At 69.9% G+C, this 14,261-nt stretch carries 9 protein-coding genes; 3 read left to right on the forward strand and 6 right to left on the reverse strand.

The window, feature by feature from the left end; all coding sequences use genetic code 11:
• Window positions 1-72: 72 nt before the first annotated feature.
• From recD to recC, 5 genes are all read right to left on the reverse strand, one after another.
• On the reverse strand, window positions 73-1,791 hold the full coding sequence (gene recD, locus A5757_RS17825; RefSeq protein WP_066836935.1) for an exodeoxyribonuclease V subunit alpha: 1,719 nt from the start codon (window positions 1,789-1,791) through the stop codon (window positions 73-75).
• A 77-nt stretch (window positions 1,792-1,868) separates the two neighbouring features.
• On the reverse strand, window positions 1,869-2,804 hold the full coding sequence (locus A5757_RS17830; protein WP_066836512.1) for an NYN domain-containing protein: 936 nt from the start codon (window positions 2,802-2,804) through the stop codon (window positions 1,869-1,871).
• A 12-nt stretch (window positions 2,805-2,816) separates the two neighbouring features.
• Window positions 2,817-3,161, reverse strand: coding sequence for an STAS domain-containing protein (locus A5757_RS17835; RefSeq protein ID WP_066836514.1), 345 nt, complete (start codon window positions 3,159-3,161; stop codon window positions 2,817-2,819).
• Between the two features lie 125 nt (window positions 3,162-3,286).
• Window positions 3,287-6,610, reverse strand: a complete 3,324-nt coding sequence (gene recB, locus A5757_RS17840; protein ID WP_066836516.1) for an exodeoxyribonuclease V subunit beta — start codon at window positions 6,608-6,610, stop codon at window positions 3,287-3,289.
• On the reverse strand, window positions 6,607-9,846 hold the full coding sequence (gene recC / locus A5757_RS17845) for an exodeoxyribonuclease V subunit gamma (RefSeq protein ID WP_066836523.1): 3,240 nt from the start codon (window positions 9,844-9,846) through the stop codon (window positions 6,607-6,609). Before recC ends, recB begins: the two co-directional genes overlap by 4 nt.
• Before the next feature lie 177 nt (window positions 9,847-10,023).
• On the opposite strand from recC, the gene A5757_RS17850 reads away from it, so the two are divergent.
• On the forward strand, window positions 10,024-10,866 hold the full coding sequence (locus A5757_RS17850) for an SDR family NAD(P)-dependent oxidoreductase (RefSeq protein WP_066836524.1): 843 nt from the start codon (window positions 10,024-10,026) through the stop codon (window positions 10,864-10,866).
• Here A5757_RS17850 and A5757_RS17855 read toward each other — a convergent pair.
• Window positions 10,863-11,684: a MerR family transcriptional regulator gene (locus A5757_RS17855; RefSeq protein WP_066836938.1), complete on the reverse strand. Its 822-nt coding sequence runs from the start codon at window positions 11,682-11,684 to the stop codon at window positions 10,863-10,865. The two genes, A5757_RS17850 and A5757_RS17855, sit on opposite strands and share 4 nt — an antisense overlap.
• A gap of 112 nt (window positions 11,685-11,796) precedes the next feature.
• Here A5757_RS17855 and A5757_RS17860 point away from each other — a divergent pair, with 112 nt between their 5' ends.
• A complete protein-coding gene (locus A5757_RS17860) occupies window positions 11,797-13,350 on the forward strand; it encodes a GMC family oxidoreductase (RefSeq protein WP_066836942.1) in 1,554 nt (517 codons plus the stop codon).
• Window positions 13,343-14,167 carry a helix-turn-helix domain-containing protein gene (locus A5757_RS23305; protein ID WP_066836526.1) on the forward strand — a complete coding sequence of 275 codons (825 nt, stop codon included), beginning with the start codon at window positions 13,343-13,345 and terminating at the stop codon, window positions 14,165-14,167. The genes A5757_RS17860 and A5757_RS23305 overlap by 8 nt, the downstream gene beginning before the upstream one ends.
• Window positions 14,168-14,261 lie beyond the last annotated feature (94 nt).

A 14,261-nucleotide genomic window follows, 5' to 3' on the forward strand; every position in this document is an offset into this window, starting at 1 on the left:
CGCCACCCTACGGTGAGTGATCAACGAAAACAGCGATGTCGGCGAGTGTCGGCAAGGTCGGCTTCGTGCCCGTCAGTGGGCGAGACGCTGGCGCAGACCAGAGGCCCGCGTCACCCGCCGGTCGATCGCGGCACGCAGCGCGGCCTCGGTCCCGACGATGCGCACCGTGTTCTTCGCCCGGGTGACCGCGGTGTAGAACAACTCGCGGCTGAGCAGCCGGGACTCCGCGTCGGGCAGCAGGACGGTCACCGCGTCGGCCTGGCTGCCCTGGCTCTTGTGGATGGTCATGGCGTGCATGGTCTCCACGTCGGCGAGCCTGCTGGTCGACAGCTCGACCGGACCGGTCCCCGCGCCGGCGATCGCGACGAGTCCGTCCGGGCGGGCGACGGCGACGCCGGTGTCGCCGTTGTACAGCTGCAGCCCGTAGTCGTTGGCGGTGACCAGGAACGGCCGCCCGGCGTACCAGTCCGTCCACAGTGGTTCACCGGTGAACTCGGTCAGCCACCGTTCGACCTGCCGGTTCCAGTGCTGTACGCCGAAGGGTCCGCGGCGGTGCGCGCAGAGCAGCCGGTGCTCGTCGAGAATCTGCAGAGCGACGGGTCCGTTGCCCAACACCGCGGCCTCCCGCAGCCGAAGGGCATGCGGTACGAGCACATTGCGCAGGACGTCGGCGGGACGGTCGGTGTCCAGCCACTCCAGATCCGGTCCGCCGGACCGCAGCGCGTCGATCACCCGGTCGGCCTCGCCGTCGCGGATGGCGGTGGCCAGCTCGCCGATCTGGGTGCCGAAGCGGTGGGATTTGGTCAGCCGGGCGATCCGCACGTCGTCGCGGGCGCCGAGGCCGTCGACCAGATCGGCGAGCACCGCACCGGCCTCCACCGACGCGAGCTGGTCGGCGTCGCCGACGAGCAGCAGCCGGCTGTCGGGCCGGACCGCTTCGAGCAGCCGCGCCATCAGCGTCAGCGACACCATGGACGTCTCGTCGACGACGATCACGTCGTGGGGCAGCCGGTTTTCGCGGTGGTGCCGGAACCGGGACGCGTTGTCGGGGCGGCGCTGCAACAGCCGGTGCAGGGTGGAAGCGGTCAGTGTGGGCAGCAGGTCGCGGTCGGCGGGGTCGAGTTGGGCGATCTGCTCCTGCACCGCGTCGAGCAGGCGGGCCGCGGCCTTCCCGGTCGGAGCGGCCAGCGCGATGCGCAGCGGCGGCCGGCCCGCCTGGGCGGCCTGTTCGGCGAGCAGCGCCAGCAGCCGCGCCACCGTTGTCGTCTTCCCGGTGCCCGGTCCGCCGGTCAATACCGTGAGCGATTGCGCCAGAGCGATTTCCGCGGCCTGTCGCTGCTCGTCCCAGTCCGCCGGGATGAGTCGGTCCAGGCTGGGGGAGCCGGCGGGCAGCTGCGATCCCAGCAGCGCGAGGACGTCGTCGCAGACCTGTTGTTCCTCGCGCCAGTACCGATCGAGATAGAGCAGGTCGGCGTCCGGGCTGGAGTAGAAGCGCAGCACTGGGGGCGTGCCGGTGAGCGGGCTCGCCCGCACGGCGGTCAGCCAGGCCTCCGGGTCGGGCCACGGCAGGTCCGGCAGCCCGACCTGGTCGGCGATCGACCGCAGGTCCACGCACACCGATCCGCCGCGCAGGGCGCGCACCGCGAAGGCGACGGCCAACGCCACCGTCTCGTCGGGCTCTTTGGCCAGCGCGGTGAGCCGCTGTGCCACATGGACATCGGCGACGTCGATCACCTCGGCGTCGGCGAACTCCTGCAGCAGCCCGGTGGCCGCGACGGAGACGAGATTTATGCCTCGACTCCCGCTCGCTCCGGTCCTCGCTCGTTCCTCGCTGCGATCCTCACTCGCGGTCGTCTTCGGGTGGGGGGTCACCGCAGCCGCACCATCCGCGTGGTGCTCGTCTCGTCGAGTTCGACCAAATCGTCGTGTGAGCGCAGGAAGTCGCTGAAGGACCGGTAGCCCAGCGCGCGCTCGTTGAACGACGGGTCCATCCGCTTCATCTGTGCCTTGACCGCCGAATTGTGCAGCCAGTCGGCGTCGTCCTTCTCCAGCCCGATCCGCAACGCGCGCATCAGCAGCGCGGTGGCGGCGTCCGCGGGATCGGGTTCGGGCTCGTCGTCGTCCGAATGGGCTTCCGGTTCGGTTTCGGGCTGGGCTGCCTTGTCCTGCTTGGGGCGGCGGCTGCGCCTGGAGGGTGCGGCCTTCTCGGTCTCTGCGGCTTCCGCCGGCTCCGGAACCGGTACCCCGGGCAGGCGGTCGTAGGTGACGAAATCGTCGCATGCCGCGACCAGAGATCGGCTGGTCGATCCGGCGATGCCGATGCCGACGACGAACCGGCCCAGCCGCCGGCAGCGCTGCGCGAGCGCGATGTAATCGGAATCACCGCCGACGATCACCACGTGGGTCAGGTCGGGCAGCCGGAACATGTCCTCGACCGCGTCGACGGCCAACCGGATGTCGGCGCCGTTCTTGCCGTAGGCGGCGGCCGGGAACAGCTGCACCAGGTCCACCGCGCGGGCCACCAGCTGGCCGCGGTAGGCGGCGTTGACCTCGGCCGACCAGTCGGCGTACGCGCGGGTGAGCACCAGCGTGCCGAAGGAGGACGCGAAATCGATGATGGCGCCGATGTCGACGGTGGCGCGGGCGAGCCGCTCGGCGAACTCGGCGCCGCCCTTGGACTTGTCCCGCTGATACGAACTACGGCCGTTGACCTGGTCGTATCTGGAGATCACGATGTTGTCGAAGTCTAGGTAGACCGCGACCCTGGGGGTGATCGGTTCCGTCACGTACCCAGTGTGGCCCATGAGGCCCTCGGTTCAGGCGGCGGTGACGGGAAGAGTGCGGTGCGGATCGCAGATGCCGATGACGCGCAGCACCATGGCATTGCCGACCAGGGTCCAGTCGACGCCGGCCTTCACGCACCGCTGGTGGATGGTGCACAGCACGGAGAAACCCGCGGTGCTGAGAAAGTCGACGCCGTTGAGGTCGAGGGTCAGCCGCCGGGAGTTGGCGCCCCGGCGGAACGTGTATTCGGCCACCTCAGCGGCGTTCGAGGCGTCGATGTCGCCTCTGACGGCGATGCGCACGTCGGTGGCGCTCTCCCATTCGGTGGAGAACGTCAGGCGGTCGCGGGCGGTACGGGTAGGGGCAATAACTGTCATGGGCGGTGACTCCGAACTCGCGCAGCAGTGGTGCGCGTCCGTGAAGTTTCTGGGGCGGTCGTCTGCGGATTCGGGATTCCTGTCCCGACGTGACTCTGCGACTGATCCGCGGCTGGTTAGTCAACCTACGCGGAGCTTACGCGGTCGCCCCCCTCCGGTGTCCACTCGCCGTCCAGGAGATCCGACACCGCCGTGACGAGGTCGGCGGGCGGTTGCCAGCTGAACACCCCGGCGGGATGGCCGTCGACGATCGGGGTGTCCGGCCCGCACATACCGCGCAGGAACAGATAGAGCACCCCGCCGAGATGGTGATGCGGGTCATAGCCAGGCTGGCGCCACCGCAGGAAGCGATGCAGGACAACGCAATACAACAGCGCCTGCAGCGGATAGTCCGAATGCAGCATCGCGTCGGCCATCCGCGGTCTGGCGTAGTCGGCGGCGGTGAGGGGTCGGTCGGGTTCGCCGAGCCAGTTCGTCTTGTAATCCACCACCAGATAACGACTGTCGACCCGCAGGACCGCATCGATCGAGCCGGTCAGATAGCCGCGCAGCGACTGCTGGGCCAGCGCCCCGTCGGACAACCGGTCCGCGTAGGACGCCAGCGCGTCGTCGGCGGGCAGATGCCGGGCGAACACCCGGCCGACGTCGGCCAGCGTGAGCTGTCCGGCGGTGCTGCGCAGATCGCCCCCGGCGAGCGGGAACTCGAAGTCCAACTCCCGCAACCGGTCCCGCAGTGGGATCTGGCGCAGCGTGACGCCGGGCGCCAGCGGCCCCAGTGGGGTGTCGTGCATCGGCACCAACGCCTCCGCCAGGAGGTCCGGGGCCACGTCGACCGGCCACCACAGCGAGTGCTCCTCGATGTGTCGTCGCAGTTCCGCCGCGAAGTCGGTCGCGTCTGGATCGGCGTGTTCGAGGACCGCGTGCACCAGTGACCCGAACTTCGCGCCAGTGGGCAGTTCCGCCATCGGCGACGGCACCTCGGCGACCTCGGGACCGGCGGTGATCTCCTCGGGAACCGGGATGTCGGCAGCCTCGTCGTCGAGGTCGACGACCTCGGGTTCACTGGTCACCCCGTCGGACTCCGCCGCCCGGATCAACCCCGAGTACGACGTCCGGCGCCAGGTGGTGTCGATGAACCGGTGGAACCGGCGCACCGTCAGTCCGGACGGCGGAGTCTCGGCGGGCACCGCGGCGGGTGGGGCGATGACCGCCGCCTCGAGCACCGGACCACCGGCGTCCGCCCACGCCTGCAACCGAGCGCGAGCGTCAGCGTCGTTGATCTTGGCCGGGTGGCACTTGTCGGGCACCACCGGATCGCCGGGCGCGCGGCCGCGCAGCAACCGGGACAGTCCGCCGTTGGGTTCGTCCCACGACGGCGCCCACCAGGCCACCACCTGCGATTGCGCGCGGGTCATTCCGACGTAGGTCAGGCGCACATGGTCGCCGGCCTCCTCCTGGCGGCCCAGCACCTCGACGGTGCGGTAGTCGGGGCTGTTCTCGCCGCCGATGTGCAGACAGCGCCGGCCGTCGTCGTGGAACAGCACGGTATCGCGTTGTTGCACATTGCGATTGAACGCGAACGGCAGGTACACAACCGGGTACTGGAGCCCCTTGCTGACCCACACCGTCATGATCTGCACGGCTGCGGCGTCGCTGTCGAGGCGGCGGTTGCGTTCGACGGTCCCGCCGCGCTCCTGGCGCTGGGTGCGCAACCAGTCCCGCAGCGCCGGCAGGCTGTAGTGCTCGCTGTGGGCGGTGTCGTGTAGCAGCTGGGTGAGGTGGGCCATATCGGTCATGTGCCGCTCACCGTCGTGCCAGCTGAGCACCCGCCGCGCCATCCCGGCGAGCTGTGCGGCCTCCAGCACCGCGGCGACGCCGCGTTCGCGGGCGTGGTCGGCCCACTGGCGGATCGTGTCGGTCACCCGGTCGGTCAGCGAATCACCCTGAGCGGCAAGCTCGTCAGCGGTGTGGCCGAAGAACATCGTGGTGGCCGCCGCCCGCACGAGTCCGGAGCGGTGCGGCTGGTCGAACGCCTCGAGCAGGCACAGCCAGTCGGTGGCCGCGTCGGAGCTGAAGATGTCGGAGTCGCCGGTGTAGACCGCGTGCACGCCCGCGGCCGTCAGCGCCTCGAAACAGGCCCTTGCGTCCTTGTGCTTCTCGACGATCACCGCGATGTCGCGCGCCTGCAGCGGCCGGCCGTCATAGGTGGCGCCGCCGGCGAGCAATGCCGCGACGTCCGCGGCCAGATCCTGGGCGATGTACGGGCGCAGCCGGTCGATCTTGACCGTCTGGGTGCCGCGCACCCCGAAGGTGTCGCGGCTGACCACCCGCAGCCGGAACGGCTCGTTGCTGGGGGCGCCCTGTAGCCGGTGGCCCCGGTGGTGGGCGTCGACGCGGTGCGCGACGATGCGCGGATCGCCGAGCTGCGCGCCGAGCAGGACGTTCTGCAGCCGGTCGACCAGGACGCCGTCGCTGCGCCAGTTCGTGCCCAGAGTGCACCGCTCGCCCGCGGTTTCGGCCGCGTCCAGATAGGTGACGATGTCGCCACCGCGGAACGCGTAGATGGCCTGTTTGGGGTCGCCGATGAGGATGACCGTCGACCGGCCGCTGAAGGCGCGGTCGATCACCTGCCACTGCACGGGATCGGTGTCCTGGAATTCGTCGACCATCACGATCGACCAGCGCTGCTGCATCCGCGCGCGTGCGGGGGAGTCGGCCGGTTTCAGCGCGGTGGCCAGCCGGCTCAGCAGATCGTCGTATCCGAGGATGCCGAGGCTGCGTTTGCGGCTCTCCAACTCGCCGCACACCGTGCGCGCGAACTCGACGCGGATCGCGGCCTCCGAGTCCGGAGGCGGATCCTGCGGCCGCAGTTCGGCACTCGGATTGTTCACCACCTCGCGGGCCACCTTGAGCGCCTGCGCGCGGGTGATCACCGGATCGTCCCGCTCGTTTCCGAACATCCGCAGATAGCAGTCGTCGACGATGTCGGCGACCACGTCGTCCAGGCTCTCCACCAGGGTGACCCGGGCGTCGGTGTCCCCCGCCACCCCGAGCGATTTGAGCACCAGCTGGCAGAATTGGTGGGTGGTGGCGATGGTGGCGGCATCGAAATCGGCCAGCGCGTCCCGCAGTCGCCGTCGGCGATCGGTCCGCTCCTCGTCGGTGCCGGCGAGCAGATGGGCGATCGGCTCGTTGTCGCCGGCGGTCTCCGGACGGTCGAACGCCACCAGCGCGTCGAGCAACTGGCACCGAACTCGTTCGCGCAGTTCCTGACTCGCCGCACGGCCGAACGTGATCAGCAGCATCTCGTCGAGCGTCGCGACGCCCTCGGCCACGTAGCGCGTCACCAGGCCGGCCAGGGCGAAGGTCTTGCCGGTGCCCGCGCTGGCCTCGAGCACCGTGGTGGTGCACGGCGGGGGCAGCGGGCCCAGCAGATCGAACGGCATCATATGCTCGCCTCCGCCCGCAGCAGCGGAGCCCACAGCCGGACGGCGTAGTCGTCGAGCCCGGCGTCGACGAGCGTGCTCAGGGGGGCGCCGATGCCCCACACCCGCGCGTGCGCGGGTTCCTCGTTCTCGCCCGGGAACCTCTTGGTGTCCCACCGGTAGGCGGCCGCGCTGACGGGGTCGTCGTTCTCTGCGCGGGCCGCCGCCCACGCGTAGGACGTCTTCAGCGGCAACGGGATCGGTTGGCGCCGGCCGGCGTCGTAGATCGCGACGAGGTCGCCGAGCAGTTCTGCGGCCGACTCGTCCGGGCGGCCGAGCAGGCGTTCGAACGGGGTGTCGCCGTGGCGGGGCCGGCCGATGCACACCGCGGTCCAGTCCTCGCGTGGACGCTGAGCGGTCAACGCCAGCAACCGGATCCACGACTCCAGCAGATGCTTCCCGTCGAGTTTCGAGTACGTGACCCAGACGAGCTGGTCGCCGAAGACCCGCGGCACGGTGCCGGTGACGCGGCGGCCGCCGCCGACGTCGATGTCGACGTCATAGGCGCGGGGGGCCACCGCGCGACGAGCGCGGGCGGCGTGGGCGAGCTTCTCTGCTCTGGCGCGCAGCTCCTGGGCCTGGCGCCAGCCGAGGCGGCCGGGCGGCAGGGTGCCGCGCCGCCATTCCGCCTGCTGGGCGTCCTCGGGGGCCATGCCGCGCAGCATGTCGTCGAGCATGCGGTCGCCGACCTTCCACTGCGCGAGCGCGTCGATCTCGACGGGCATCGCATCCTCGACGGCGTCGACGTCCCACGGCAGCATGTAGTCCAGGGCCTTGAAGAATCCCTTGACCGGATCCCTGAAGAAACCGATCAGATCGTCGAGCACCACATCGTCGGTGGGCGGCGGCGGCAGTGGTTCGGCGAGCAGTTGCGGACGGTCGCTGCGGCGCCCGCTCGCGGTCTTGGCCGCGACGAGGGTGGTCGTGTCGAACGTGAACGACTGTCCGGGAACGCCGAGCGCACCAGGGGTGACGTTGCGAACGTCGAAGGGCTGCAACGGGTGTTCCACGACGGGGAGTCGTTGACCGGTGGTGAGCTCGAGTGCGTCGAGCAGTTCGACCAGCGGGACGGCGGGCGGCCTGCGTTGGCCCGAGTACTCGTTGGCGCCGGTGTAGGTGATGACGAGTTTCTCGGTGGCCGCGCCGATCGCGTCGAGCAGGAGCTGACGGTCCTCGGAGCGGATGTCGCGTTCGCCGGTCATCGGATTCCGGGCCAGCGCGTCGTCGCCGTCGACCACACCGAGGCGGGGGAACACGCCGTCGTCCAGGCCGATCAGGCACACCACCCGGTGCGGGACCGATCGCATCGGCACCATCGTGCACACGGTCAGGGTGCCGGTGCGGAAGTTGGCGCGGGTGGGGCGGCCGGCGAGGTGGCGGTCCAGCAGTGCCCGCACGTCGGGCAGCCGCAGTGGGGTGTCCCGCAGCGGCCCGGCGTTGACCAGGACGTCGGCGAACTCGCGCTCGACCTGGCTGGTCTGCCAGGCGTCGTCGTCGGACACCGCGGCCAGCAGCGTGACGCCCTCGGTCAGAGCGGCCAGCCAGTCGGCGAGTGGCCTTGTGCCGCTGAGCTGTTCGATGCACCGGTGCAGGCGCTCGACGTATTCGGCGAGGCGGCCCGCGAGCTCGACGCGGTCACTGCCGACGTCGTCGAGCGGAAGCGTGGTGTCGAGCCAGGCGTGCGCGTCGTCGGACATCGCTACGCCGGCCAACACCCGGTCGATGCCGAACCGCCAGGTGTTCTGGACGAATCCGACCCCGTAGGGCGCACGGTGGTCCGGGTCGAAGCCCCACCGGACGTTGGCTTCGCGCACCCACGCACTGATGGCGTCGAGATCGTCGTCGCTGAACCCGAACCGCGCCCGCACGGGTGCGGCCTCGGCGAGGTTGAGCACCTCGCTCGCGGTGGCGCGACCGCCGGCGAGCGCGAGCAGTTGGGCCGCCACGGCGAGCAGCGGATTGGTCTGCGTCAGAGCGCGATCGGCGAGTTTTACCCGCAACCGGTGCGCCGGATGGGCGCCGTCGACGATGTCGCCGAGACCGAAACCCGCGACGATCAGAGGTGCGTAGGTCTCGATGTCCGGGCACATCACGAGGATGTCGCGCGGTTCGAGGGTGGGGTCGTCGGCGAGCAGACCGAGCAGGACCTCGCGCAGTACGTCGATCTGGCGGGCGGTGCCGTGACAGCTGTGCACCTGCACGGAGCGGTCGGCGGGGTCGAGGGTGCGACCGGCGGGACGCACCGCGTCGGCGGCGATGTCAGACTGCAGCCAACCGAGGAGCGTGTTGGGATGGATTGGGCTGCCCAGATATTCGTCGGCTTGCGGGTCGGCGGGCAGGCTGCGCTGGAGCTCGCGCAGATCGCGACCCAGTGTCGCGAGCAGCGGGTGGGTGACGTCGCGGTGGCTGGTGTCGGCACGGCGGGGGGTCGGCGTCTGGGCACCGCGCAGCGACGTCCACAGCGGATCGCTCGGATGCGGCAGCCACAGATGCAGATCGTGGTGGGTGGCCAGCGCCTCGAGGAGTTCGATCTCGGTGACCGGCAGCCGGGTGTGGCCGAACAGCGACAGCCGCGCCGGCAGGTCGGTGGGCGCGGCCCGCAGCCGGTCCAGGACCGCGGCGTGGCGGATGTGCGGCGGGTCGGCGGGGACGCGGTCGACGAGGGCTCGCCACAGCGGCGGTTGCCAGTGCAGGTCGGCGTCCAGGCCTGCGGTGTCGCCGGCGAGCCAGTCGACGAGCAGCTGCGGGCGTTGGCGGGCGTAGGAGGCGAACAGGCCGGCCAGCCGGCGCGCGACCGCGTAGCGGCGGCCCTGGCGGAGTTCGCGTTCCTCGCCGTTTTCGAGGTGGCCGAGATGGGCGGCCAGGGTGGCGGCCCAGGGTTTGTCGAGGTGCGCGTCGATGACGGCGAGCAGCGGCCAGACCAGGGCGTCGGGCGCCCACGGATCATCGTCGGCGGTGCCGCTGAGCTCGCTGATCAGCGACCGCGGATTGCGGAAGACGACGCCGGCGCAGACGCCGTCCTGGCCGATGGCGGCGCCCAGGACGTGGGACAGCCGCTGGCTCAGCCACCGCTCGACGCCTTTGGCGGGGACGATGACGAGCTCTTCGGCGAACGGGTCATCGAGAGGACGGCTGAGTAGGGCACCGAGGCCGTCAGCGAGGAGGTCGGTGCGCTCGGCCCGATGGAGGTGCAGCGGCATTGACTCAAACGATAGAGCGCAGGGGTGACAACCGGGGCGGGTCGCCCTGCTGGGGCGCACAGCCGCGGCTTGACTCTCTCCCAGGGAGAGACCCGACGGTGGAGCCATGACACATCACACCTTGCACTTCCGGTTCACTCTCGACGGTGCGCTGATCGCCCGGCTGGTGATCGAGCCATGACGGGGCGCACATGGTTCATCACCGGAGGCACACCCGGAGGCTTCGGGATGGCCTTCGCCGACGCCGCCCTGGAGATCGGGGACCGGGTGGCGCTCACGGCGCGGCGCCCCGCCGAATTGGACGCATGGGCGCAGTCGCACGGCGACAGGGTGCTCGTGCTGCCGCTCGACGTCACCGACACGACTCAGGTGCGGCAGGCGGTGCGGGCCGCCGAGGAGCGGTTCAGCGGAATCGATGTCCTGGTGAACAATGCGGGACGGGGATGGTTCGGTTCGATCGAGGGGATGGACGAGTCCCAGGTGCGAAAGATGTTCGAGCTGAACTTCTTCGCCGTGCTGTCGCTCCTGCGGGCCGCCCTGCCCGGGATGCGCGCGAGGGGCAGCGGGTGGATCGTCAACATGTCCTCGGTGGCGGGGCTGCTGGGGACGACCGGGTTCGGCTACTACAGCGCGACCAAGTTCGCGATCGAGGCCGTCACCGAGGTGCTCCGCGACGAGGTCGCCGCGCACGGGATCGAGGTGATGGCAGTCGAACCCGGCGCCTTCCGCACCCGGGCTTACGCAGGCTTCGCCAACGACACCGTCGAGGAAGCCGTCGACGTCTACCGGCCCATGCTCGCGCAGGTGCGCGATGCGATGGTCGCCCAGGACGGTACCCAACCGGGTGACCCGCACCGCGGCGTTCGCGCGGTGATCGCCGCTATGCAGCAGAACCCGCCGCCGCGCCGACTGGTGCTCGGTAGTGGGGGATTCGACGCCGCCGTCGCGGCGCTCGAGGCGACCGTCGGCGATATCCGCCGGAACGAGACCCTGTCCCGTGGCGCGGACTTTCCCGGCTAGGTTCCGGTCACCGGGGCGAGACGGAAGACCGGCCAACCGATCTCAGTGCGCCAGCGGTCGGGGTCCAGGGTGTCGCGGGGCCCGACCAGATACGTCTCGTGGATCGGACCGTCGACGGCCAGAGCATGCGTGACCACCCACGCGCCGAGGCGGCCGTAGGTGACGTCGATGTCGTCGTGTGGTCCCTGGTGGCGAGCGACAGCGACGTCGGCGCGCGGCAACTCGACGACCTCGATGCGGCCGGAGCGGCGGGGCGCTCGCACCGGCCGGTAGACGGTCATCGCGCCGGCGCCGTGGGTGAACAGCTCGTTGGCGTAGTGCCCGCCGGGCGGACCGGTGTGTTCGTCCGGTGGAAAGGCGGCGTCGAGCTCAGCCATGGCGGCATCGAACCAGGACAACGAATCATCATGTGCCACTCGGCCGCTGATTGCGGCGACGGTGCGGGCCGGCACCGACCGCAGCTCGACGTCGATGTCGTCGGGCTCGGGACGCAGCAGGCGGCGCAACGATGCGACGGCGGCGCGGGTGCGGGCGAGTTCGGACTCCAGCCGCTGCAGGTGGCCGGCGATCACCTCGGCCCGCTGCTGCGGATCGTCGGTGGACAGGATGGACCCGACCTCGGCCAGCGGCACGTCGAGCTCGCGCAACCGGTGGATCACCTGGGCGGTCGGGATCTGCTCGGGCAGGTAGTACCGGTAGCCGGTCGACGGGTCGACGCGCGCCGGTTGGAGCAGACCGGCTTCGTGATAGCGGCGCAGGGTCCGCACGCTGAGGTGTGTGACGGTGGCGAATTCACCGATCGTCAGTCCGGAGCGCATGACGTCAGTGTGCAACATGCCCTTACTCTGTTGGCCCTGTTGCGTCCCAGGTCCGAATTTTCAATACATTGCGCGGGCACGGACGTGCGGGGCCGTGAACGACAGGATCATCATGCGATTCCAAACTGAACGGTACGACCACATCATCATTGGGGCCGGCTCGGCCGGCTGCGTGCTCGCGGCCCGATTGTCCGAGGACCCGGCCACCCGCGTCCTGCTTCTCGAATCCGGTCCGGACGACAACAGACCCGAGATCGCCGTGCCGCCCGCGTGGCCGACACTGTGGGGAACCGAGGTCGACTACTCCTACGCGACCGTCCGGCAACCGGGTACCGGGGGGATGTCCCACGACTGGCCCCGCGGTCACACGCTGGGCGGCAGCAGCAGCATCAACGCCATGGTGTTTCTGCGTGGGCATCCCAGCGACTTCGATTCGTGGGCCGGGTCCGGTTGCATGGGTTGGGATTACGACGCCGTCCTGCCGTACTTCCGGCGTATCGAGACGGTGCCGGGCGGGAATCCGAACTATCGGGGCACCGACGGACCGATGTCTCCCGCGCCCGCATCGGCGGCGGAGGCCAACCCGCTGTCGCAGATCTTCCTCGACGGTGCGGTCGCGACCGGATTCGCTCTGACCGACGACTTCAACGGCTGTCGTGCCGAGGGTGCGGGCTGGCATGATCTGTCGATTTTCGGTGGCGCCCGCCAGAGCACCGCTGCGGCCTATCTGCACCCGATTCGCCGAACGCGGCCCAATTTGGACGTCGTCACCGCGGCGCGGGTCCACAAGCTTCTGATCAGCGGGTATCGTTGCGTCGGAGTCGAATTCCTGTATGACGGCGACCGCGTCACCGCGTTCGCCGACGGCGACGTGGTGATGAGCGCGGGAGCGGTGGACACCCCCAGGCTGTTTCTCCTGTCGGGTATCGGCCCGGCAGCCGAACTGGAGGCCGTGGGAATCGATGTCAGACACGACCTGCCCGGGGTCGGCCGCAATCTGCAGGACCATCCGCTGTGTCCGGTGATCTATGAGGCGACGCAGCCGATTCCGATGGGTCGAACCAACCACGCCGAGACGTCGGCGCTGTGGCGAAGCGACGCGTCGCTTCCGGGGCCGGACATGCAACTGATGTTCATCCACGTGCCCTTCCACCCGGGACACCTGACTGCCCCCGCCAACAGCTTCACCTTGGCGGTCGCCACGGTGCCCGAATCGCGGGGCTCGATTCGTCTCGCCGGACCGGATCCCGGAACGCCGCCCCTGATCGACCCGAACTATCTGGGCACTGAATCAGACGTGCGGCGGATGCTGCAGGGGTTGACGGTGGCGCGGGAGATCGCGGCCAGCGCACCCTTCGATGCGTGGCGCGGCCGGGAGGTACTGCCCGGACCCGGCGTCGTCGACGAAGGCGCACTGCGGGATTACCTGGCACGTGCGACCAGTACCTACTACCACCCCGTCGGAAGCTGTGCGATGGGAACCGGACCCGAGGCGGTCGTCGATCCGGAGCTGCGGGTGCACGGCATCGCGGGCCTGCGGGTGGCCGACGCATCGATCATGCCGAAGATCCCGCCTGTCAACACCAATGCCGTCGCCATCATGATCGGCGAGAAGGCCGCCGACCTGATTCGCCGGCCGACGCAGTCGCCGCGGCCCGATGCCTGACGGAACCGCGCTCGGCGCTTTTCTGCGCTGGCACCGACACCGGCTGAGTCCCCGCGATGTGGGACTGCCCGACCATGGCCGGCGCCGGGTTCCCGGCCTGCGGCGCGAAGAGGTCGCGATGCTCGCACGCATCAGCAACGAGTACTACATCCGCATCGAACAGGGCCGCGAGCGAAGCCCGTCGGTGGCGGTGCTCGACGCACTCGCCGAAGCCCTGCAGCTCGACTCCGGTCAGGCGAAACACCTTCTCGCGCTGGCCAGACCGAGGTCCCGCACGGCTGTGGCACGGCACACCCGCGCACCGGAAGGCGCCGTCCGGCTGATCGACCAGCTGGCCCTGCCCGCGGTGCTGCTGAGCAGGTATATGGATGTGTTGGCGGCCAACGATGCCGCGCAGGAACTGTTCCCGAACATGCTGCCCGGAACGAATCGCATCCGCTCGTCGTTCCTGGACCCCCGCGAATGGGAGTTCTGGCGGGATTGGGAACAGGCCGCGGCCGACAGCGTCGCGCAGTTGCGCACCGACCTGGGCGGCGACGTCGAATCGTCACCGGTGCGCTCGCTGATCGCTGAACTCCAGCAGCATTCTCATGTGTTTCGGCAGCTGTGGTCCCGGCAGGACGTGCAGCAACACGCCCTCACGCCGGTGCGGCTTCGCCACCCCGATGCCGGCGATCTCGAACTGCACCGCGAGAAGTTCATCGTGGCCGGTACGGACGGAATCGTGCTGTACATCTACTACGCCGACGCGAGATCGATGTCGGCACAACAGCTTGACGCGCTGCTACATCGAGTTCAGCTGCGCGCCGGCCGATGACGTCTCCCACTCTCGGGGTTTCGGTATCCGGCTGCCAGGCCCTGTCTCTACCAGGATGACCGCTGCCTGGTTATCGGGGACATCGGCCCGCAGG

This window comes from Mycobacterium sp. 852013-51886_SCH5428379 (genome assembly GCF_001665575.1).
GTDB lineage: Bacteria > Actinomycetota > Actinomycetes > Mycobacteriales > Mycobacteriaceae > Mycobacterium.

Bases quoted from the DNA above. Each gene is read 5' to 3' on its own strand.
- A5757_RS17860 (WP_066836942.1), top strand. From the start codon at position 11,797: ATGCGATTCCAAACTGAACGGTACGACCACATCATCATTGGGGCCGGC.
- A5757_RS17855 (WP_066836938.1), bottom strand. From the start codon at position 11,684: ATGCGCTCCGGACTGACGATCGGTGAATTCGCCACCGTCACACACCTC.
- recB (WP_066836516.1), bottom strand. From the start codon at position 6,610: ATGATGCCGTTCGATCTGCTGGGCCCGCTGCCCCCGCCGTGCACCACC.
- A5757_RS23305 (WP_066836526.1), top strand. From the start codon at position 13,343: ATGCCTGACGGAACCGCGCTCGGCGCTTTTCTGCGCTGGCACCGACAC.
- A5757_RS17850 (WP_066836524.1), top strand. From the start codon at position 10,024: ATGACGGGGCGCACATGGTTCATCACCGGAGGCACACCCGGAGGCTTC.
- recC (WP_066836523.1), bottom strand. From the start codon at position 9,846: ATGCCGCTGCACCTCCATCGGGCCGAGCGCACCGACCTCCTCGCTGAC.
- A5757_RS17835 (WP_066836514.1), bottom strand. From the start codon at position 3,161: ATGACAGTTATTGCCCCTACCCGTACCGCCCGCGACCGCCTGACGTTC.
- A5757_RS17830 (WP_066836512.1), bottom strand. From the start codon at position 2,804: ATGGGCCACACTGGGTACGTGACGGAACCGATCACCCCCAGGGTCGCG.